Source organism: Pseudomonas sp. Larv2_ips, assembly GCF_963879675.1.
Taxonomy (GTDB): Bacteria; Pseudomonadota; Gammaproteobacteria; order Pseudomonadales; family Pseudomonadaceae; genus Aquipseudomonas.
On sequence record NZ_CAWOAW010000027.1, the window covers coordinates 917,475 to 939,664 of the forward strand.

Consider the following 22,190-nt stretch of genomic DNA (forward strand, 5'->3'; position numbering starts at 1 on the left):
ACGTGCTGAACGAAGATTAATTGGCCTTCTAATGCGTATATTGATTGCGATTAGTTTGTCGCTCCTGCCTTGAATAGTTATGTGCGGCCCGGAATGGTTTATTCAGACACGCTCTACGCTTATCACCTTGAACTTGCACGCTTACCCTGCTCGTCAGAGGGTTTTGCCGGCTGTGATATGCGCTTTTCGAGTGAGTATGAAGCTCTGGAGTCCGAACTCGGCAAAGCACATTCGATACACGGTGCAGGCTTGCCGGACTGGCAGCGCGTCAGCGAGCTCGGCGAGCGGGTTTTGCGTGAGCACTCCAAGGATCTGCGCGTCGCCGTCTGGTTGACCTGGGCGTTGCACCAGCGCGATTCATTCCCCGGGCTTCTGGCGGGCCTCGGTGTACTGCTTCATCTGTGCAAGCACCACTGGGCGATTGTCTACCCTGCTAAATCACGTACGCGTATTGCCGCGTTGGGTTGGCTGGTGTTGCGGCTTGACCCCCTGTTCACCAAGCATCTCTCGCTTACTGATCAAGTGCCATTGTTTCAGGCGCTCCTGGAGCACCTGGAAAGCCTCGACGAGCTGTGGCGTGAACACCTGGGGGACGACGCGCCCTTGTTGTTACCGATCCGCAGGCAACTGTCAGAGCGTTTGGCGCTTGCCCTGCAGGGCGGCTCCGAGCCGCGTGGTGTTGCGGGTGCCATCGCTCAGGTCAAGCAGGTGGCGACGCAGCTGCTGAGGCCTGAACAGCCGGTCAACAACGAAAAAGACGCGCAAAAACTGTTGCGGGCATTGCAGGAGCAGGCTCGGCCACTGTGCGCCTGGTGGCTGCGCCAGAGTGCCACTGATCTGCGTGCCTTGCGCCTGAGCCGCACCCTGGCCTGGCTTGCGATCACTAACTATCCCGACGCCAACAGTGAGCGGATAACCGCTTTGCGTGGGCTTCCTCACGACAAACTCAAACGCTACCAGAGCCGTCTCACCCAAGGTCTTCACGCCGATCTTTTGCTTGAGCTTGAAGCGAGTCTGGCCGGTGCTTTGTTCTGGTTTGATGGGTTGCGTATGGCCTGGGAGTGCCTCCAAGCCCTGGAGGCAGAGTGGGCCATGACCGAGCTGGAAATGAATTTTGCGTTGTTGTTGCAGCGCCTGCCGAGCCTGGCGGAGTTCAGGTTTGATGACGGCACCCCATTTGCCGACCCCGCGACGTGCGATTGGATAACGCTCCACGTCCTTCGCCACGTCCATAAAGCCGAACCTTTAAACGCCGCCGTTGATACCGGAAACGAGCCCTGGGAGGTGGCCTTGCAGGCCGTTATGTCCAGGCTGCGCAAGGAGGGTCTGAAGGCGGCAATTGCCACGCTCAAAGAAGGACTTCACGCCGCCCGCGGTGACCGGACCCGCTTCCATTGGCGATTGGCGCTGGCCCGATTATGCATACGAGCGGGCAAACACGAACTGGGCAGGATCCAGCTCGAACAGCTGGACCTTGAATTACAACAGGCGGGCCTGGAGCGCTGGGAGCCAGAACTGGCCTTTCACGTCTCCCGGCTCCTGTATCGCTGTTATGACCTTTTGCCACAAGACCATGCCGTGCGCGAACGCAAGGAAGTCACCCATCGCAGGTTGTGCCACTTCGATCTTGAAGCGGTACTTGATTAGGCTCGCGAGCCCACCGAAAAAGGAGAAACACCATGCTCAAAGACGGTTCGGTAGCACCCAAGGAACGTATCAATATCACCTTCAAACCTGCCATTGGCGGTGTGCAGGAGGAAGTCGAACTGCCACTGAAGTTGCTGGTGCTGGGGGATTTCAGCCAGCGCGAAGATCCGCGCAAGCTTGAGGATCGAAAGCCCATTGGTATCGACAAAAACACCCTTGACGAGGTGTTGGCCAAACAAGCGCTGAGCTTGACATTGAGCGTCCCGAATCGATTGCAGGAGGAGGGTGGCATCGAGGAACTGTCCGTCGAGGTTCGGATTAACGCGATGAAGGACTTCAACCCCGCAAACCTGGTTGAGCAAATACCCGAATTGCAAAAGTTGATGGCATTGCGTGAAGCGTTGATGGCACTCAAGGGCCCGCTGGGTAACACACCAAGCTTTCGCAAAGCCATTGAGCAGGCGCTGGCCGACGACGAGTCTCGTGCGCGCGTACTCGCCGAGCTGGGGCTGAGCGGCCCGACCACCTGAACTTTTCAGTAAAAGGACACTGACACCATGACGACCACCCAACAACACCTGCAGCCTGCCCAAGCTACCGGCGAGTACAGCATCCTCGACACTATCATCGCCCAGACACTATTGAGCGCCGACGACGAGGCCTACGGCATTGCCAAGCGCGGCGTGTCGGCCTTCATCGAAGAGTTGCTCAAACCCCATAACAGCGCTGAGCCAGTGAAGAAACGCCTGGTCGACCGGATGATCGCCGAGATTGATACCAAGCTCAGCCAGCAAATGGACGAGATTCTTCATCATCCGGATTTCCAGGCGCTGGAGGCTTCCTGGAGGGGCCTGCAGTTGCTGATCGACCGCACCAATTTTCGAGAAAACATCAAGATCGAGCTGCTGAATGTCTCGCGTCAGGACCTGCTGGATGACTTTGAAGACTCGCCGGAAATTACCCAGTCCGGGCTGTACAAGCATATCTACAGCGCCGAGTACGGACAATTTGGTGGCCAGCCGGTGGGCGCGATCATCGCCAATTACTTCCTTTCACCCAGTGCGCCTGATGTGAAGTTGATGCAATACGCTTCAAGCGTTGCCTGCATGGCCCACGCACCCTTTATCGCTGCTGCGGGGCCGGCCTTTTTCGGGTTGGAAAGCTTTACTGGATTACCTGACCTCAAGGATCTCAGGGACCATTTCGAAGGCCCGCAGTTCGCCAAATGGCAAAGTTTTCGTCAGAGCGAAGACGCCCGCTATATCGGCCTCACCGTGCCGCGCTTTCTACTGCGAACCCCTTACGATCCGATTGATTGCCCCGTTAAAACCTTTGCCTATCAAGAGAACGTGGTGAACAGCCACGAGCACTACCTCTGGGGCAACACTGCGTATGCCTTTGCCACGCGCCTGACTGAAAGTTTTGCGCGCTTTCGCTGGTGCCCGAACATTATCGGCCCGCAAAGTGGCGGCGCGGTAGAGGACCTGCCATTGCATCATTTTCAGAGCATGGGCGAGATCGAAACCAAGATTCCTACGGAGGTACTGGTTTCGGACCGGCGCGAATACGAACTGGCGCAAGAAGGGTTTATTGCCTTGACCATGCGCAAGGGCAGTGACAACGCGGCGTTCTTTTCGGCCAGCTCCGTCCAGAAACCCAAAACCTTCGGCATCAGTGAAGAGGGCAAGGCAGCCGAACTTAATTACCGGCTCGGCACCCAGTTGCCCTACATGATGGTGGTCAACCGTCTGGCGCACTACCTCAAGGTCTTGCAGCGCGAGCAACTGGGCTCCTGGAAAGAACGCACGGACCTGGAGCTGGAACTCAACAAGTGGATTCGCCAATACGTGGCCGACCAGGAAAACCCCAGTGCCGAAGTGCGCGGTCGCCGGCCATTGCGGGCAGCCCGCATTGTTGTCAGTGATGTCGACGGGGAGCCAGGCTGGTATCGGGTCAACCTGAGCGTGCGCCCTCATTTCAAGTACATGGGGGCTGACTTCACGTTGTCCCTGGTCGGCAAGCTCGATAAAGAATGAGCAGAAGCCGGCGGATGCCCCCTAACGTAAGCCTTTTCGAACGCCTCGAAGGCGATGCATCAACCCAGCGGTGCAGTGTGGCGTCCGTCGCCGCACACCTGGGGAAAATGCTCAGCACCCGGGCAGGCAGTGTTCAGACACTGCCCGACTATGGTTTGCCCGATCTCAATGACATGCGGCTTAGCCTGCACGAGTCCTCGATCCGCTCACGCGCCTTGATCGAGCGATTCATCCGTGCCTACGAACCGCGACTGGCAAATGTACAAGTCAAAGTGCTGCCGCGTGCTACTGATCCTCTGGCCCTGGCGTTCGCGATCGAAGCTGCGCTGATTGTTAACGGTGTTACACAGCCCGTTGTGTTCCATGCACGCCTGGTGGATGGCGGGCGCGTTGAGGTCTGCGCCGATGGGCTTTAACCGTTACTTCCAAAGCGAGCTCAGCGCCCTGCGGCAACTCGGGCGGCGTTTCGCCGAGCGTAATCCCGCACTCGCGCCGTTTCTGGCTGAAAGCGGCCAGGACCCGGATGTTGAGCGATTGCTGGAGGGGTTTGCGTTCCTGACCGGTCGCCTGCGCCAGAAGCTCGACGACGAGCTGCCTGAGCTGACGCATTCCTTGATGCATTTGCTGTGGCCCAATTACATGCGGCCAATACCCGCCTTCAGCATCCTGCAATTTGACCCGTTGAGACGTGCTGGCCCCGCCGTTCGGGTTGCCCGTGATACGGCGGTAGAAAGTGTTCTGATCCAAGGTGAGCGGTGTCGCTTCAGGACGTGCTACACCACGGATGTCATGCCACTGCAACTCACAAGTCTGGACTACAAGTGCCAGGGTGACGGGGCATGGTTGGATTTGCATGTGGACATGAGTGTCGAGGGCAATTTCAGCCAGTTAACCTTTGACTCACTGCGACTGCACCTGTCGGGTGACCGCTATATAAGCCAGGGGCTCTATCTCAGTTTGCTGCGACGTCTGGAGGGCATCCACTTGCTGTTGTTGGATGGCGAAGGGTTGCCGGTCACGGGTAACGATGGGAAACCCATGACGCTGCGGCTGGGCGCCAACCAAGTCAAGCCGGTGGGGTTTTCGCAAGACGAGGCGTTGATACCGTATCCAGAAAATACGTTTCGCGGTTACCGCCATCTGCAGGAGTATTTCGCCTTTCCCGAGAAGTACTTGTTTGTCGATATCGAGGGGCTGAGTGTCCTGCATACACTTGCCCCTGAGCGGCTCGGCCAGGTCCGCGGCATGGTGCTGCGCTTTGAACTGCGCACACACGGACACGAACTGCCACAGCCCACGCTGGACAACGTGAAGTTGTATTGCACGCCCATTGCCAACTTGTTCAAACATGATGCCGTCCCCATTCGCCTGAATGGAAAAGAGGACGAGTACCTTCTGGTGCCGGGGGAATATACCCCGGGCAATGCCGCTGTGTTTTCCGTCGACAGTGTCACTGGCTGGCGCCCTGGCGGGTTGGGTTACCAGGCCTATGTGCCGTTCGAATCCTTTGAGCATGACTGGGACGTTGATCGGTCTGCAGCGCCGGCCAGCTACAGCATTCGCCAGCGCTCTTCGCCGCAGCATGGGGGGCTCGACACCTGGATGGGGTTTGGCAGTCGCGAAGGTAAAGGCCAGGAAACGTTGTCGATCGAAATGACGTGCACCAACTGCAACCTGCCTCGGCAATTGCAACCAGGCGACATCAACCAACCCTGCGAGCAGGCACCGGAATCACTGACGTTTCGCAACATCACGGCGCCGACGGCGAGCTTCGCGCCGCCGCTGGACCAGGATTTCCTGTGGAAGCTGATCAGCAATATGTCGCTCAACTATCTGTCGTTGACCGATATCAACGCCTTGAAGGTGATTCTCGAAACCTATGACCTGCCGCGCTATCACGATCGGCAGGCGCAAAAGGTCAGTCAGACAAGACTCGGTGCGCTGCAGTCCATTCGCCATGAGCCGGTTGACCGACTGCACCGTGGGTTACCCATTCGCGGCCTACGTGTGGAATTGACAGTCGACCTCCAGGGGTTTCTCGGTCAGGGCGATCTGTTTGTGTTCGCCTCGGTCCTCAATGAGTTCTTTGCGCTCTACGCCAGCCTCAACTCTTATCACGAGTTACGAGTCATCAGCACACAAGGAGACGTGTACCTATGGCCATCCCGCATGGGGCAACAGCCCCTGCTTTGAATGCGCTCTGTTGCGGCATTCGTGAGTACACACTGTTCCAGGCAATTGAGCAGGTGATTGAGCGATTGCGCGAAGCTCATCCGCTGATGGACGAAGACGCGCTGTACGACCTGTTGGAATTTCAGGCCAATCCAGGTCTGGGGTTTGCGGGCCACGATATCGATCGCGTGGCGTTCTTTATGGAGCACGGGCAATTACGGGCTCGCCTGCGGCTCAACATATTGGGTTTGGTCGGAGCCGGGTCACCGCTGCCAGCATTTTATGCAGAGCAGGCGTTTGCCGAGCTGTCCGGTGGCAACCCCACTCGCGACTTCCTCGACATATTCCACCACCGACTGCATCGGCTGATGTGGCCGATCTGGCGTAAATATCGCTATCGAGCGTGTTTCCAGACTGGCGCGAGCGATGCGTTTTCGGAGCAGATGTTTGCGCTGATCGGCTTGGGCGGCAACGCGATACGAGGTAGCGCGCAATTGGACTGCAAACGCCTGTTGCCTTACCTGGGGCTGTTGAGTATGCGCGTGCATTCTGCCGCCTTGATCGAAGCCGTACTGCGCTATTACTTCAAGCATGCCCCGGTGTTCATCGAACAATGGGTTGAGCGCCGCGTGGAGGTTGCCGATTTTCAGCGTAATTGCCTCGGTATCACCCGCTGCGAACTCGGTGAAAACCTGGTGCTGGGGCATCAGGTCAGCGACCGCAGCGCAAAGTTCAGGGTGCATGTCCTGGCGCTGAGCTGGCAGCAGTTTCACGCGTTCCTGCCCACGGGGAAGGGCTACCAGCCCCTGTGTTCACTGGTGCGTTTAACCATGCGAGACCCGTTGGAGTACGACCTGCGCCTGGTGCTTGCCGCCGGTGAAATCAGAGCCCTGCATATCGGTGCGCGCAATGTCTGTCGCCTGGGCTGGACCAGCTGGTTGGACCATGAGCAAGCCGATGGCGTGGTCACGTTTGCTGGCAACTTTCATTAGGGACGGATGATTATGATCAATGTGGACCTGCAACAGCTTATACGCACACTGACACCCCCGGTACGTCGCGACCTGGAGCGCTCTTCGGAACGCTGTGTAACCCGCGGTGGCCGTGAAGTGCTCGTCGAAGACTTGCTGCTTGCCTTGCTTGAGCAGCCCGGCGGGCTGCTGGCCAAGGCCTTGGCCGACGCTGACGTGCCGATGAGCGCGCTGCAAGCAACGTTGCAGCCAAGAAGTGAGCAAAGCGCAACCCGCAATCCGGTCTTCTCTCAGGCGCTGGTGCATTGGTTGCAACAAGCGTTGATGGTTGCCCATCTCGAGCTGGGGCAACGCTCTGTGGATGAGGGCGCCCTGCTGCTGGCGCTGTTGCGTCATCCGCTGGAGTACACCGGTGCTGGCTATCAGGCCGTGTTGGGCCGCCTGGATGCAGAGCGTGTACGGGATTTTCTCGCGAGCCAGGCACCTGAGACCGAGCCGTTGGCGACAGAATCGTTGTTGCAGCGTTTTACGCATGACCTCACAGGTCAGGCACGTGAAGGCCTGATTGATCCGGTGCTGTGTCGCGACGGGGAAATTCGGCAACTGATTGACATTCTTGTGCGACGCCGCAAGAACAACCCGATCCTGGTCGGGGAGGCCGGGGTAGGAAAAACCGCGATTGTCGAAGGCCTTGCGCTGAAAATTGTCGCTGCGCAGGTGCCCGATGCCCTCAAGGCGGTTCGCGTACTGACCCTGGACATGGGGCTCCTGCAAGCGGGTGCCAGCCTCAAGGGCGAGTTCGAGCGACGGCTTAAAGGCGTGATTGATGAAGTCAACGCCTCGCCGCAGGCCGTGATCCTGTTTATCGACGAAGCCCATACGCTGGTCGGCGCGGGAGGCCCGGCAGGCGGTACTGACGCGGCCAATCTGCTTAAGCCTGCGTTGGCTCGAGGCGCTCTGCGCACCATTGCGGCCACCACCTGGTCGGAATACAAGCAATACATCGAGAAAGACCCGGCGTTGGCGCGGCGTTTCCAGCCAGTGCTGGTCGGTGAGCCGAGCGTCGAGGAAGCCGTGTCGATCCTGCGCGGCCTGGTTCCGGTTTATGAGGCAAGCCATGGTGTCTACGTCCGCGATGATGCCGTCGTAGCGGCGGCACACCTGAGCGCTCGTTATCTGGCGGGCCGCCAGCTGCCAGACAAGGCCGTGGATGTGCTGGACACCGCCTGCGCACGAGTGCGCACGCGTCAGGCAATGCCCCCGGAGGCGCTGCAGAACCTGCACACGGAACGGGCTGAAGGCAGGCGGCAACATGAGGCGTTAAGCCGGGACGCCGAGGCGGGACTGCCGGTGGACGCTCAAGCACTGCAAGCGCTGAGCCGACGCTTGGACGCCATCGAGCAGGAATGTCAGGTATTGGAGCAGCAGCGGATTCAACAGGCTGGCCAGTCATCGGACAAACTTGAGGTGTGCCCGCGTTTGATCGCCGAGGTCGTCAGTGCCTGGACCGGAATTCCGGTTGAGCAGTTGGCGCTTGAGCCCAACGCAAAGGTATTGAGTCTTGCCGCTGCCCTGCGCACGCGCATCCTGGGGCAGGAGCATGCCGTGCAGGTGCTTGATCGTGCCTTGCGAGCGGTTGCTGCGGGCCTGAACAACGCGGATGCGCCGGTGGGTGTGTTTCTGCTGGTGGGCCCCAGTGGCGTCGGCAAAACCGAAACAGCATTGGCATTGGCGCAGCTTTTGTATGGCGGTGAGCGATTCGTAACCACCATCAATATGTCGGAATACCAGGAGAAGCACGCACTGTCCCGTTTGATCGGTGCGCCACCGGGCTACGTCGGTTATGGCGAAGGTGGAGTTCTGACCGAGGCTGTGCGCCAACGGCCTTATTCAGTGGTACTGCTCGACGAGGTCGAGAAAGCCGACCCCGAGGTGTTGAACCTGTTTTACCAGGTCTTTGACAAGGGCCGCGCCAACGATGGCGAAGGCAGAGAAATAGATTTTCGCAACACGCTGATCCTGATGACTTCCAACCTTGGCAGCGACTGCATCAACGCGCTCTGTGAAACCGGTCGGCGGCCTGAGGCCCAGGTGTTGCAGGATGCTATACAGCCCGTGTTACGTAGCCACTTCAAACCGGCGCTGTTGGCCCGGATGCGTGTCGTGCCGTATTACCCGATTGTCGGTCCGGTCCTGCATGAGGTGGTAAGGCTCAAACTGGCGCGCCTCGGTGAGCGGTTGCATCGGCGCAAGTTGGCCCTGACGTGTTCAGCTGAGTTGATCGCGCACATGGCCGAGCGCTGCGCCAACCGTGACAGTGGTGCGCGGTACATCGATCAATGGATCGAGCGCTACTTGCTGCCGCAAATGGTTGATCGCGTTCTGAGTGCCATGGCCACGGATGAAGCATTGTCGTGGGTGCATGCAGGGTTGGATGCCAATGGCCTGCCAAGCTGTGAGTTCGGCCAATGACGAACGATCTGTTCACCCAAGTGGCCGAACCGCTGGTGTATGCCGCAGCCTTGCTGGACGGCTTCATGCGCGTAAGCCAGGAAAATGACCCGACGACGTTGCCAGGCCTATGTGCTGTGAGCGCTGCGCACCTGAGCCAGTGTGAGCTCGCTCAGCTGTATCTGGTTGATGAAGTGACCGACCAATTCGAGCTTATTGCTCAACATTTGTCTGAGGCGCTGCCGGGCGGCGAACCGACTTCACGTCCGGTGGTGCAAAACCAGCAGCTGTTGCACTACGTCCTGAGAAAGCGTTGTTGCCTGGGCCTCGATGACGTGGGAAGCAGCCTCTATGACAGCGGCTTTTTGCCAGCGACGCAGGCACCTTGGCGGGCACTGTTGTGTGTTCCGCTGTTCAACCGCACCAATGCGGTCACAGGTGTACTCCTGTGCGCGAGCTGGCGGGCGACGCCACTAATGGGTTACGCGCCCTCGCTGGGGCAACTTGGCGGTTTCGCCGTGAACCAACTGCTTATGTTGCGTCGCATGCAACCTGCGTCAGTCATTAGCCGTTCATCGCGCGGTGTGTCGACCGCGGGGGCCTATGGCTTGATCGGCAACAGCACCGCGATGGAAGAAACTTGCCACCTGATCGGCAAAGTCCTGCAGACCCCTTATACGGTGCTGTTGCGTGGCGAGACCGGCACCGGTAAAGAGGTCGTGGCGCGGGCGATTCACACGGCCGGGCCACGCAGTGCGCAGCCTTTCGTGGTGCAAAATTGCGCTGCGTTTCCAGAAGGTTTGCTCGAAAGCGAACTGTTTGGCTACCGCAAAGGTGCATTCACCGGTGCCGAGCGCAACTATGCGGGGCTGTTCGACGCCGCGCATGGCGGTACCTTGCTGCTGGATGAAATCGGCGACATGCCGCTGTCATTGCAGGCCAAGTTGCTGCGGGTATTGCAGGAGGGCGAGATCCGCCCGTTGGGCGCCAGCGTCGCGCACAAGGTTGACGTGCGCATCATCGCCGCGACCCACCGCGACCTCGCTGCGATGGTGGCGCAAGGCAGTTTTCGTGAAGACCTCTATTACCGGATTGCACAGTTCCCCATTCAACTGCCTGCCTTGCGTGAACGCGATGGCGATGTGTTGCAGCTGGCGCGGCACTTTGCCGACAAGGCGTGTGCCGCGCTGGGTCGGGCGCCTGTCGACTGGTCCAATACGGCCCTCGATCAACTGTCGAGCCACGGCTTTCCCGGCAATGTCCGCGAGCTCAAGTGTCTGGTGGAGCGCGCAGTGCTGCTGTGTGACGACGGTGTGATTCTGCCGGCGCATTTGTCGTTACCACTGGCCTCGGATGCAACCGACGCCGTTGATGTGACGCTACGCCAGCGGATGGAGCGGGTGGAACGCGTATTTCTGATTGATTGCCTGCACAAGAACCGGGGCAATCGAACCCGCACTGCCCGTGAACTGGGAGTTGCTCGGCGCACGCTGCTCTATCGTCTCGCGCGCCTGAACATTCCTTTCGACGATGCCAGAGGCGAGGGCTGAATGTTGCTTTTCTGCATTGCCATGCCTGACCGACGCCTGTGCCGAACCGAGCTGGGCAACCTTATCTCAGTAGGAGAAACCTGATGCCTGATCGTCCGTGGCAAGCCGTTGTGCTTGTGTTGTGTCTGCTGAGTGGCTGCAGCGCCAATTACGTGTTTGACGACGCTGATTACCGCTCGCTGGGTGAGCCCAAGGCGATCACTCGTGGCCAGTGAAAGGGGAGAGGCTGATCATGCAACTTATGCTTGAGCTTTTGGATACCGAGGACGGAAGCCGCGCACCCACGGCGCGCAGGCTTTTTTCCGCTGCAGGCGGCGTGATCGGTCGTGGTGCCGGGTGTGACTGGGTGATTCCGGACGCCAGCCGTCTGCTCTCCAGTCACCATGGTTTGGTCGCCTATCGTGAGGGCCAATACCTGTTGACGGATATCAGCAGCAACGGTATCGGCGTAGCCGGCAGCGCCGAACGTCTGCGCAAGGGGCAGGCGCGATTGATCAGTGACGGCGACGTTTTTCAACTGGGAACCTTGTTGATTCGGGCGAAACTGGTGGCGTTGATGCAGCCTTGCGGTGAGCAATGGGACGCCAACACAGGACTGATTCCCGATGATGCATACCTGGCGTTGGACCCTATTCAAGCGCTCGATGTCGAGCAGCAGCGTCAGACCACGTCGCAGGACCTGGAGGCATTGGCAGATGGGAGCGACACGTCGGGTCCGTGGGCCGACGATCGGGTAACCAACAGGGATCATCTGGCGTTACCCAGGCGAGCTGTACACGCTCAGGAAACCGTCCCGATTCGCTCCGACGCGATGCCTGCAGCAGGCAGCGACGTTTTTTGGGAGCAGTTTGCGACAGCACTGGGTATTAGCCTGGAAACCCTTGATGCGACGGGTCACGAGGCGTTGGCGATCAGAGCAGCGCGCCTGCTGCGTATGGAGGTAGAGGGGCTGCAACAAAGTCTGCGGACTTGTGAAGAGCTCAAAAACGAGATGAATCTGCCGCTTTTCGAGACGCTGCAAAGGCGCCGGAGCCCTCTTAGAGACAGCGTCGAAACCGACGCTGTAATGGCGATGCTGCTAGGCACGGAGGATCTTGGCCAGTTGCCGGCCGAACACGCCATCACCCAGGCCCACCGGGATATGCAAGTTCATCAGGTTGCGTTGCTGGCGGCCTGCCGCAATGCACTGCGCACTACGCGCAGCGCCTTTGCCCCGGGTCATCTGCTGACATGCTTCGAATACCAGGGGCAACGGCGCCGATTTTTCACCGACGGTGGGTATTGGCGGGCTTATCAGCGTCACTACCAGCGTTTGCTCGAGGATGAGCAGTTCACCGATCGTCTGCCAGGCAGTGACTTCGCCAAGGCTTACGAAGAGCAGGTTCGCTTGATCTCAACCTTGCACGTCGATTATCCAGGATGAACATTATGTCTCGAGCCGCGCTTGCAACCACGCTGCTTTTGCTCGGCCTGTTGGCCGGCTGCAGCAGCGTGTCGCCGTTTTCTACCTTGACCAAGCTGGACATGGCGCTGGCCGCCAGTGAGCAAGTCAACCCCGACCTTCACGGCAGGCCATCTCCGGTGGTAGTGCACTTGATCGAGTTGCGGCACGCCGTGGCATTTGAGAATGCCGACTTCTTCAGTCTGTACAGCAATGCCGAGCAATCGCTGCCCAAGGACTGGCTGCGCAGTGAGGAACTTGAACTGCGCCCGGGTGAGCGGCTGGCGCTCAAGCTCGGGCTCGAACCAGGCACGCGTTTCTTGGGCGTGCTGGCGGCGTATCGAGATCTGCCCCATGTTCAATGGCGGTGGGTCGTGCCCATTACCCCGCAGCAGTTAACCCGTGCCGATCTTGTGCTGGACCAGACGGGTATCCGCGTTTCTTCGTCCATGCATGGCCAGGAGTCCGAATGATATGCAGGTTCATAAAGTCATCTGGCAGGAAGGCATGCTGTTACGGCCGCAGCATCTGCAGCACAACGATCGCTATTACCACCAGCAGCTCAATCGGACGCGCTTGCTGGGGGCTGATGCGTGGGGGTTTCTGACGCTGGAAGTCGATTTGCAATACCTCAATTTCGGCAAGGTGGTGGTCAACCAGGCCAGTGGCGTATTGCCGGACGGTAGTCTGTTCGAGTTGGGCGGGACGATGGAACCGCTGGTCTTGCAGGTGCCCGCCAACGCCGGCAAACAGGCGATTTATCTCGCGCTGCCGCTGGATACCGGCAATCAGACCGAAGTTCGCCGCCAGCAGCAGACCGACGTCCTGGCTCGCTATCTGGCGTGTGACATCGAGGTGGGGGATTCGAATGCCGGTGTCGACTCCCGGTGTCACATCAGTTGCGCGCGTCCTGACCTGCGTCTGTTGCTGGGCGACCCTCCGAGCGAGCAGAGTTTCGTCAAACTCAAGATTGCCCAGGTGCTGGAGTCGACCGATGAAGGCGGCGTGAGCCTGGACACCGACTTCATTCCCTCCTTCATTTTTCTGCAGGGTCACGGGTACTTGCCGTCGTGCCTCAAGGAAGTGATCAGCCTGCTCTCCAGTCGCGGGGATGCCATTGCAGCACGTATTCGGGGTGAAGGCACCGCCGCAGGCACGGAAATCGGCGACTTTCTGATGCTGCAATTGATCAATCGCACCGAGTTGGAATTGCGTCACTGGCTGAGCCAGACCCACGTGCGCCCGCAAGCTTTGTTCCTGGCATTACTGTCGCTGTTCGGTGAGTTATCTACGTTCGCCAACGACAGCAAACGTGCGCACCTGGATGTGCGTTATCGACATGACGACCAGGGAGAAAGTTTTCGCGGGTTGATGGAGGGCGTGCGTGGCGTGCTGTCAATGGTGCTTGAGCAACACGCCATCGAGTTGACGCTGCAGCAACGCCAATACGGGGTGTTGGTATGCCCGGTGAGCGACCTGAAATTGCTCGGCACTGCGACGTTTATTCTGGCGGCCACTGCTCAGTGTGATTCGGAGGAATTGCGCCATCGCCTGCCTTCGCATTTGAAGGTCGGGCCGGTGGAGCGCATACGCGAGCTGGTCAACTTGCACTTGGCGGGAATCAAGGTCAAGCCATTGCCTGTGGCGCCACGGCAGATTCCGTTTCATGCCGGCAAAACCTATTTCATGCTTGATCTGAGTGCCCGCGACATCACGCAGCTGGAGCAGTCGGGTGGTTTCGCCTTCCATGTAGGCGGTGAATTTACAGCGCTCGAACTCAACTTCTGGGCCATCAGGAACTGAACACAATGGACAGTGAATACCTGCAGGATGAAAAGACTGTTTTGCTCGACCATCAGGGCCGTGGGCCGGGAAACGGCCCGATAACGGATTTCCCTGCGCCGCCGCGCTTTGAGCAGTTGGAAGATCGAATGATCTACGCCGCCCATGAGCGAGGTACCCCGCGCTTCAAGATGGGGTTCAACCCTCTCGTTGAGGCCGCATGGGCGTTGTTGTCGCAAGTGGTTCAGATCAAGAGCGCCTCTGGCCGCGAAAGCTTGGGCACGGTCAACGACAGGATGGTATTGGCGATCACTCAGTTTGAAGCCCGCGCCTTGCACAGTGGTGTCGAGAGCAGCCAGGTGATGTCGGCACGTTATGTGTTGTGCAGCCTCGTCGATGAAGCCGTGGTGACCACGGCGTGGGGCAGCCGCAGTGACTGGTCGAAGATGAGCCTGTTGAGCCGCTTTCACAACGAAACCTTCGGTGGGGAGAAGGTCTTCCAACTGTTGGAGCGGCTGTCCCGCGACCCGGTCAAGCACCTGGCGATACTGGAGCTGATGTACCTGTGCCTCTCCATCGGGTTCGAAGGCAAATACCGAATCATGGAGCGAGGTGTCAGCCAACTTGAAGCCGTGCGCGATGCCTTGTACCGACAGATCAGGCACGTGCGAGGCGAGCCACTGTCGGCGCCTTTGCAGCCCACGCGAGCAGGGCGTGCGCGACGTAAACGATTACCCGTCATCCCGGTGGCTTGGGTCGCAGTCTTTACCCTGGCCTGTTTGTTGGCGATGTACACAGGATTTGCCTGGCGGCTGGGTGAAGAAGCCACGCGGGCGCTGCAACCCTTTCAATTTTCGGCGTCGGAACTGACTCAGACGCCCTTGTAAACGCTGGGAGCAATGAATGAACGCATTCTTCAAGAGCGCGCGCACCGTGCTGGGCACGATTTGGGTCTGGAGCTTGTTGCTGGTACTTTCCTGCGCGGTGTTGGTGTGGTGTTTCGGTCCGCTGCTGGCCGTGGATGATCACCGCTTCTGGCAAGGCGCGAGTGCTCGCCTGGTCACTATCAGCGTGTTGTTTCTGCTGTGGGGGCTGGCGATGGTCCTTGTCGGGATACGCCGGGCAGCTGAGCTCAAGAGACCTGAACGCCTGGCACGCCATGAGCAACTGGGATGGGTTGAGGACGAACAGCGACAGGTACGCGGTCGCTTCAAAGAGGCCGTCCACCGCTTGAAAACCTCGCCGCGGTACGCAGGGCACAATCAGCGATGGCGTAATAACTTGCCCTGGTACCTGTTGATCGGCGAGCAGGGCAGTGGCAAGACGCGGCTGTTGGCGGCGGCGGGCTTACAGCTGCCATTTGATCGCGTAGACACAATGGCGGTGGCAGGCACGGCTCATGCTGAATGGCATTTCGCTGGCGAAGGTGTACTTATCGATACCCCCGGTCGTTACCTGACGCAACCTGACAGCACGCTAGACGCCGCCGGCTGGTCAATGCTGTTGCGTCTGCTCAGGCAGCGGCGCCGAGTGCGCCCGCTTAATGGCGTGGTGGTGGCCTTGTCGGTTGAAACATTGTTGGGCCGTAATGAGCATGATCTGGACCTGCAGGCTCGCCAAGTGCACTCACGCCTGCAAGAGGTTCAGCAAACGTTGCACGTGGACGTTCCCATCTATCTGGTGTTGACCCAGGCTGACCGCGTGCCGGGGTTTGCCGAGTTCTTTGATGCGCCTCAGGGAGAAGAGGCAGAAAGCGTGCTTGGCCAGCCACTCGATGTTGGCAAGGGCGGCGTTGACATCGCACAGGTGCGCCGTGCGTTCGACGAGCTGCTACAGCGTTTAAGCGGTGAACTGATCACACGATTGCATCAGGAGCGCAATGTCGAGCGCCGTGGCCCTATGCTCGACTTCCCCCAGCAGGCGGCCCAACTCGGCGAGCGGTTGTGCCTGTTCGTGGAGTCGGCTTTTTCCGCGCATCGTTATCAGCGCATCAGCGGGTTGCGGGGTTTCTATCTGACCTGCGCCGGCGACAGGCACAGTCATTTCGTGCAGGGCCTGTTCAGTCGGGTGATCTTTGCCGAGGCAGACCTCGCCGGTCTGCAGACCCCGGAGCAACGGCGCATCCATTTGCGCCAGGGGTTACTGGCCATGGCCGTTGTGCTGGTTCTCGGGAGCGCAGGCTGGCTGTGGACGCACAGCTACACCGTCAATCAGCAGCGCCTGGCGCAAGTGGCTGCACTGGCGATGCAACCCGCACCCGCTATGCAGAGTCCTGACGACACCCTCACACTGCTGGCGCTGTTGGATGCCCGCTGGGCGGCAACGCAGGTTTTCCCTGCAACAGAAGACGCGCGGTTTGTCGAGCGCGCCGGCCTTTATCAGGGTGAATTGAGCCGTCCACCCTTGACCCACGCGTATCAGTTGGCCGTGCAGCAGCTGTTGCTGGACCGGCTAACGGTAGTGCTTGAGGAGCAAGTACGCACCAGCCTTGGCAATCGTGAGCGACTGCTGGAAAACCTGCGCGCCTACCTGATGCTCAATCTGCGCGAGCGCCGGGATACCGGATGGCTGGCGCAGCATATGGCAGACCATTGGTCTGCGCGTTATCCAGGTGATGCGTCGCTGCACAAACGCCTGAATGAACACTTGGCGCGGCTGCTTGAGCAACCGTTCACTGCGTCGCTCGATGAAGCCCTCGTGGCGAAGGCTCGCGAAGAGTTGCGGGGTGAGTCCCTGGCAGATGTGGTTTACCGGGTGTTGCGCGAGCAATCACGCAACCTCGAGCCTTTGCGGCTTGCCGAGGGCAGGGTATTCGCGGGTATTGATCCGCCTATTCCCGGGTTTTACACCAAAAGGTATTGGCAGTACTTCGAGGCACAGGGGCCGCGGCTGGTGAATGCCATCGCGCAGGACAACTGGGTATTGGGGGAGGGCGCCGACCTCAGTGCCATGGACTTGCGGCGGCTGATGATTGAGCTGCAGCAGCGCTATTTCAGCGAATATGCCGATACCTGGAGTGCCGCCCTTGGCCGCGTCAGCCTGCAACGCAGTGACAGTTTGAGGCAGGATGCCGAACAGCTCGCGGGCTTGACGTCTGCGCAGTCGCCGCTGATGCAATTGTTGCTGCTGTTGCGAGAAAACACGCGTTTGCTGCCCGGTCATGACGCTTTGGCCAACGTACCCGTTCAGACGGGAGCGTTGGGGGTAATCGCTCAGACGGCCGTGGCTGAAGGGGCGAAAGCGGTCCTTCCAGACTCTGCCCGCCGAGCGTTGCAACGACGCTTTGAGCCACTGCACCAGTTGCTCGACGAGCAGCACAACCCGGGCGTCGAGTTGACGCAGGCATTGCGCCTGCTCGACGAGCTGCACCTGCAACTGGCTGCGCTCAACCGCGAGAGCTCGCCCGAGCAGGCAGCTTTTCAACGGGTAAAGCGGAGAATGGAGGGGCAGCAGGATGTGCTCGGCACTCTGCGTGACGCCGCTGCACGGTTACCGCTGCCGCTCGCAGGCTGGTTTGAAGGGATGGCAGACAACAGCTGGCGTCACCTGTTGGACGGGGCCTATGCGCACGTCAATCAGCGCTATCACAGTGAAGTGTATGGGCTGTATGCCAAGGCGATCCGCCAGCGTTACCCGTTCGATGCTCATGCGAGCAGCGATGTTGCCCTTAATGATTTTCAAGAGTTCTTCAAACCCCAGGGCGTCATGGCGCGCTTTTATGAAAACTACCTGCGGCCTTTCGTCAGCGTTGACGGCAACCGTTACAGGTTGCGTGGTCTGGATGGCAATGGCTTGCCGGTTTCGCGTTCGGTGCTGGATCAACTGACGAAAGCCGAGGTTATCCGCCAGGTGTTTTTCACTGAGCCACAGGGTGAGGTGTCGGTTCGATTTACCGTGGCGCCCTACAGCCTGGATCAGTCGGTCAGTCGGGCGACCCTGCGCTTTGGCGATAAGCAGCTGGAATACCGCCATGGTCCCATCGTGCCCATGGTGTTTGACTGGCCGATGGAGGCCGACAACGGTCGCAGCAGCCTGGTATTGGAACGGGGCACGGAGCAACGCCCCCTGGGTATCGAGAAAGATACCGGCGCCTGGTCGTTGTTCAGGTTTTTTGACTTGATGCAGCGAGAGCCGGCGACCGGCAGGCATGCGCTGATATTCAAGGCCGACCTTGCCGGGCTGCGGGCCAATTACTTGCTGACCAGTCAGCGTACGCCCAGCCCGTTTGACATGGAGGCGTGGCGCACTTTCCGTCTGCCTGAGCAACTGTGAGCAACCCGCCTATTGAGTGGCGCAGTGCCGGGCGCACACAGCAGGGGCAGGCCCGGCCGCGTAACGAAGATGCATTCCTGGACGGTTCGCGACATGGCTGTTGGGCCGTGGCGGATGGCATGGGCGGTCACCAGGGCGGTGATGTGGCTAGCCAATGGGTGGTCCGCAGTCTCGCTTCATTGTCTGCCACAGGTGACCTTAATCAGCGCGTCAACGCGGCTCGGCAACGTTTGCAACAGGTCAGCCAACAGTTGGCGAAGGCGGGTAACCGGTCTGACGCGCGCGATGGTGTCACGATGGGCAGTACGGTGGTGGCATTGCTGCTCGAGCAGGGGCGCGCCGCCTGTGTGTGGGCAGGGGACAGTCGATGTTATCTGTGGCGCGAACAAAGGCTTTACCAATTATCGCGTGATCATTCACTGCAGCAGCGCCTCATGGATGAGCGCCAATTGAGTGTGGCGCAAGCTCGAGCCCACCCGGAGGCCAGGGCATTGACCCGGGCCATCGGTGCACGAACGCCGCTGCAACTTGAGGTGCTGGAACTCAGCACCCGGCCAGGGGACGTATTTCTGCTGGCCAGCGATGGGTTGTATCAGGCGCTCAGTCACGCAGACCTGGGACTTGCGTTGAGCGTGGGAACGCCGCAGCAGGTGCTGGAATGTTTATTTGCGACGGTATTGCGCAGGCCCGCGCGGGATGATTTGACCGCCGTGGTGGTACAGCCATGAATGACACATCAATGGCGCCCGGCCTACTCGCCGGGCGTTATCACCTCGAACGCGAGTTGGGCAGGGGCGGGATGGGCGTGGTTTATCGCGCTCGTGACTTGTTGCACGAGCAATTTGGCGCGTCCTGCTCCAGCGTGGCAATCAAGCTGCTGGGCGAGACTGTGTCTGAGTGCCCGGACGCGCATGTGCTGTTGTACAGCGAGTTTTCCCTGACCCGCAGCCTGCGCCACGACGGTGTGGTGCGGGCATTTTCGTTCGAGGTTGATACAACCAGCCAGGCCGCGTTTTTCACGATGGAACTGATGCATGGCATCACGCTGGACCGGCTGCTGCCCGAGTGCCCCACTGGGTTGCCCTGGCGAGAACTGCAACCGATGGTCTTACAGCTTTTGGATGCATTGGTTTACATCCATCAGCAAAACGTACTGCACGGCGATATCAAGCCTGCCAATGTCATGGTCAGCGAAGAAGGTGTGCGGTTGTTCGATTTCGGCCTGGGCCATGCGCAGGTGCCGGGGGCGGCGGGGTTGCCGAGTTTGAATCGCGACCGTTTTAACGCGTGGACCCCCGCGTACGTTGCCCCGGAATTACTCGCCGGCGGGGCGCTGAGCGCCGCCGCCGACCTGTATGGCGTGGCCTGCGTAGTGTACGAGCTGGCCGATGGCCAACGCCTGGATGGGCGTCAGCCCATGCACACCTTGGTTCGGCCTCGGCAACTGCCCAAGCGCTGCTGGCCAGCCTTGCGCTCGGCCCTGGCGGTTGACCCTGAACGTCGAGAGCTGAGCGTCGCCGAGTTACGCGAAGCGATAGCCAGCCAGCCTCGACGCGGGTGGCTGTAACCCAATACTCAATGGGCCAGGCCATGCAGTTGGCAGTAGTCGGCCCAGCTCAACCCGGCCATTTGTGCGACTTCCTTGTGCACTTCAAGGCGCTGGGCTTCGAAGGCCTCGGGTGAATCGGCCGTCAACTTGAGTGTCAGCTCCCAGGCAAACAGGTTCTGTCGTTCAGCTTCGGCTTCGAAGGCTTCATGCAGGCGTTCGGCGCGATACTGCTCCAGGGTTTCGCGCTTGGCTTGAGCAGCCAGCGGGTTCAGGGTGTCCAGCTGCGTGGCCACCTCTGGATGTTCGGTCAAGAATCTGTCCAGGGCGCGCTGGTGGTTATCGCCGGGTTGGGACAAGGTAAAACTCCTGGGGGCTCGGGCGCCGGTAGCGGGCCTGTGGTGAGGTGTTCAGCGTCGCAGGTATTTGCGTAAGCGGCGGCTTAGGCGATTTCGTATCGGCTCAAGCAGGAAAAATAACACGTAGGCACCCAGCATTACCGCCAGATCCAAGTCCAGCCAGGTTTCTTCGACGGGCCCGGTGAGGCGCTCGATCACATTTCTGGCCATGAACAGCAAGGTGACGCCCAATACCCACAGCAGGGCGTTGAACATCAGTGGACGCAGGTTGTGGGACAGCTTGTATTGCATCTTGAACAGTTCTCCTTGATGTCGGGCTCCTTTTCCTACGGGAGCCAAAACACGCCGATAGTACATTTTGAGGGAGGCTCATGACTTGGCGCAGATCATGGTGCCCGATGATGGATGTTGCTCAGGTGCCCGGGTTTTCGAGCAGGTAGCGTGCCAGGGCCGCATAGGCCGGCAAGGTGACACCGTCGTTCGCGGCATTGGCCGCAACCGGATGGGAAGCAAAGCGCACAATCACCATCTCGGCCGCGGGGTCGATGTAGATACTCTGGCCGTGGACGCCGCGGGCCATGTAGGCGCCATCGGGGTTATGACTGACCCACCACATGGCACGATAACTCCATCCTTTGAGTTGACTATAGCCTGCCTTGGCAAAAGCCTCTTTATCGCCGCCCTGGCGAATATCCTTGACCACGCTTTCAGGCACGATCTGCTCGCCATTGAAGCGGCCGCCATTGCGCAGCATTTCACCGAAACGGGCCATGTCCCGCAGCCCGGCGTTCAAGCCGCCACCGGCGAACGGTGTGCCGATGGAGTCCACGGTGAAATAGGCGTCCTGTTCACTGCCCAGCCGGCTCCAGATGCGCTCGCTGAGCAGTTGCGCGACGTTGCGCCCGGTGACGCGTGCGATCACCCAGCCAAGCACGTCGGTATTCACCGTCTTGTAGCCAAATGCCTGCCCGTGTTCACCGCGTTGCCGCACCGTTTGCAGAAACTCGAAATAACTCCGCGGCCCGGTGTAGTCCTTGGGTTTGGGCAGTGGATTGCCGGCCTGTGCATGGGCCCAGACGTGCGCGTTGGGGTCGGCATAGTCTTCGCTGTAATCCAGGGCCGTGGTCATGTCCAGGACCTGGCGCAGTGTGGCGCTGCCAAACGCGGACTCGCCCAGTTCGGGCACATAGTCGGCGATTTTCCTACGCGCATCGAGGGTGCCGTCAGCCACCAGCATCGCGCCCAGTGTGCCTATCACCGATTTGGTGACGGACATGGCCGCGTGTTGCCCATCGTCCGTCAACACGCCGAAGTAGCGCTCGTACACGACGTTCCCACGGTGCAATACCACAATGCCATCGGTGTAGGTGGCATCCAGTGCCTGGCGCCACGTCAGCGGTTGGCTGGCGCCGGTAGGCACGACGGGCAGCGCATCGATTCGTGGGTCGAGCTGCCGGGGCAGCGGCAAGGGCGCGCCGAGCCCACGGGGAACATTGAGCGTGGGCATCAGTTGGCGAAAGTTCGCCACGCTCCAGCGCATCGCCGGGAAGCGAAAATAGCTGCCATCGTCAAAACGCACGGTGCGGTCCGGTGGCGGTGGGGCGCCGACCATCCATTTGAGGCGAGCAGGATCACTGGCCTGGGCGTCAGGAAAATCTGTAACGCTGGCGTAGACGGCGACGCTTGAAAAAACCAGCAATACAAAAGTCAGCGGCAGGATGGGTCGCATCGGCAGGCACCTTGATGTCGTATAAAGCGGACGGAGCAAGGCCTGGGCTCGAGTCCGTTCGAGAATTAAGCTGCAAAGGATGAGCTTAATCACCCTGACCGACAAGGATCAGGGAGGTTAAATTAATTCTGAATAATTGCTGGTGTCACGGCAAAAGCCTTTCGCTCCCGGTCTCTGGCCGTGTAGCGTTGCAAGGGATATCGAGGCTGCCGACCACGGGCAGAGGGCGATGGG

At 59.7% G+C, this 22,190-nt stretch carries 19 protein-coding genes; 16 read left to right on the plus strand and 3 right to left on the minus strand.

Features of this window, described 5'->3' with window-relative positions; translation table 11 throughout:
• Positions 1–93 precede the first annotated feature (93 nt).
• From tssA to AACV02_RS21260, 16 genes are all read left to right on the plus strand, one after another.
• The gene (gene tssA / locus AACV02_RS21185; RefSeq protein ID WP_119741806.1) at positions 94–1,647 is read left to right on the plus strand and encodes a type VI secretion system protein TssA; all 1,554 of its coding nucleotides are present in this window, start codon (positions 94–96) and stop codon (positions 1,645–1,647) included.
• A 32-nt stretch (positions 1,648–1,679) separates the two neighbouring features.
• On the plus strand, positions 1,680–2,177 hold the full coding sequence (gene tssB, locus AACV02_RS21190; RefSeq protein ID WP_106577825.1) for a type VI secretion system contractile sheath small subunit: 498 nt from the start codon (positions 1,680–1,682) through the stop codon (positions 2,175–2,177).
• Positions 2,178–2,204: 27 nt separating this feature from the next.
• Positions 2,205–3,683, plus strand: coding sequence for a type VI secretion system contractile sheath large subunit (gene tssC, locus AACV02_RS21195; protein WP_119741808.1), 1,479 nt, complete (start codon positions 2,205–2,207; stop codon positions 3,681–3,683).
• 14 nt (positions 3,684–3,697) lie between these two features.
• On the plus strand, positions 3,698–4,099 hold the full coding sequence (gene tssE, locus AACV02_RS21200) for a type VI secretion system baseplate subunit TssE (RefSeq protein ID WP_119741811.1): 402 nt from the start codon (positions 3,698–3,700) through the stop codon (positions 4,097–4,099).
• Positions 4,089–5,876 (plus strand): type VI secretion system baseplate subunit TssF, encoded by a 1,788-nt coding sequence (tssF, locus tag AACV02_RS21205; protein ID WP_119741813.1) that lies wholly within the window; start codon positions 4,089–4,091, stop codon positions 5,874–5,876. The genes tssE and tssF overlap by 11 nt, the downstream gene beginning before the upstream one ends.
• The gene (gene tssG, locus AACV02_RS21210) at positions 5,840–6,847 is read left to right on the plus strand and encodes a type VI secretion system baseplate subunit TssG (protein ID WP_106577829.1); all 1,008 of its coding nucleotides are present in this window, start codon (positions 5,840–5,842) and stop codon (positions 6,845–6,847) included. The genes tssF and tssG overlap by 37 nt, the downstream gene beginning before the upstream one ends.
• Before the next feature lie 12 nt (positions 6,848–6,859).
• On the plus strand, positions 6,860–9,298 hold the full coding sequence (locus AACV02_RS21215) for an AAA family ATPase (RefSeq protein ID WP_119741815.1): 2,439 nt from the start codon (positions 6,860–6,862) through the stop codon (positions 9,296–9,298).
• A complete protein-coding gene (locus AACV02_RS21220; protein ID WP_119741816.1) occupies positions 9,295–10,827 on the plus strand; it encodes a sigma-54 interaction domain-containing protein in 1,533 nt (510 codons plus the stop codon). Before AACV02_RS21215 ends, AACV02_RS21220 begins: the two co-directional genes overlap by 4 nt.
• Before the next feature lie 83 nt (positions 10,828–10,910).
• Complete coding sequence (locus AACV02_RS21225; protein ID WP_119741818.1) at positions 10,911–11,042, plus strand: type VI secretion protein; 132 nt, start codon at positions 10,911–10,913, stop codon at positions 11,040–11,042.
• Positions 11,043–11,059: 17 nt separating this feature from the next.
• On the plus strand, positions 11,060–12,250 hold the full coding sequence (gene tagH / locus AACV02_RS21230; RefSeq protein WP_119742795.1) for a type VI secretion system-associated FHA domain protein TagH: 1,191 nt from the start codon (positions 11,060–11,062) through the stop codon (positions 12,248–12,250).
• 5 nt (positions 12,251–12,255) lie between these two features.
• Positions 12,256–12,741 carry a type VI secretion system lipoprotein TssJ gene (gene tssJ, locus AACV02_RS21235; protein WP_106577833.1) on the plus strand — a complete coding sequence of 162 codons (486 nt, stop codon included), beginning with the start codon at positions 12,256–12,258 and terminating at the stop codon, positions 12,739–12,741.
• A 1-nt stretch (position 12,742) separates the two neighbouring features.
• Positions 12,743–14,071 (plus strand): type VI secretion system baseplate subunit TssK, encoded by a 1,329-nt coding sequence (tssK, locus tag AACV02_RS21240; protein ID WP_119741820.1) that lies wholly within the window; start codon positions 12,743–12,745, stop codon positions 14,069–14,071.
• Between the two features lie 5 nt (positions 14,072–14,076).
• Positions 14,077–14,937, plus strand: coding sequence for a type IVB secretion system protein IcmH/DotU (icmH, locus tag AACV02_RS21245; protein ID WP_119741822.1), 861 nt, complete (start codon positions 14,077–14,079; stop codon positions 14,935–14,937).
• Between the two features lie 16 nt (positions 14,938–14,953).
• Positions 14,954–18,322 carry a type VI secretion system membrane subunit TssM gene (gene tssM / locus AACV02_RS21250; protein WP_119741824.1) on the plus strand — a complete coding sequence of 1,123 codons (3,369 nt, stop codon included), beginning with the start codon at positions 14,954–14,956 and terminating at the stop codon, positions 18,320–18,322.
• Positions 18,323–18,441: 119 nt separating this feature from the next.
• On the plus strand, positions 18,442–19,050 hold the full coding sequence (locus AACV02_RS21255; RefSeq protein ID WP_372239732.1) for a PP2C family protein-serine/threonine phosphatase: 609 nt from the start codon (positions 18,442–18,444) through the stop codon (positions 19,048–19,050).
• Positions 19,047–19,889 (plus strand): serine/threonine-protein kinase, encoded by an 843-nt coding sequence (locus tag AACV02_RS21260; RefSeq protein WP_119741828.1) that lies wholly within the window; start codon positions 19,047–19,049, stop codon positions 19,887–19,889. The genes AACV02_RS21255 and AACV02_RS21260 overlap by 4 nt, the downstream gene beginning before the upstream one ends.
• Before the next feature lie 8 nt (positions 19,890–19,897).
• Here AACV02_RS21260 and AACV02_RS21265 read toward each other — a convergent pair whose 3' ends face one another.
• From AACV02_RS21265 to AACV02_RS21275, 3 genes are all read right to left on the minus strand, one after another.
• Complete coding sequence (locus AACV02_RS21265; protein WP_106577839.1) at positions 19,898–20,227, minus strand: DUF6388 family protein; 330 nt, start codon at positions 20,225–20,227, stop codon at positions 19,898–19,900.
• Between the two features lie 51 nt (positions 20,228–20,278).
• On the minus strand, positions 20,279–20,518 hold the full coding sequence (locus tag AACV02_RS21270; protein WP_119741830.1) for a hypothetical protein: 240 nt from the start codon (positions 20,516–20,518) through the stop codon (positions 20,279–20,281).
• 121 nt (positions 20,519–20,639) lie between these two features.
• Positions 20,640–21,956 carry a serine hydrolase domain-containing protein gene (locus AACV02_RS21275; protein WP_119741832.1) on the minus strand — a complete coding sequence of 439 codons (1,317 nt, stop codon included), beginning with the start codon at positions 21,954–21,956 and terminating at the stop codon, positions 20,640–20,642.
• Between the last annotated feature and the right edge of the window lie 234 nt (positions 21,957–22,190).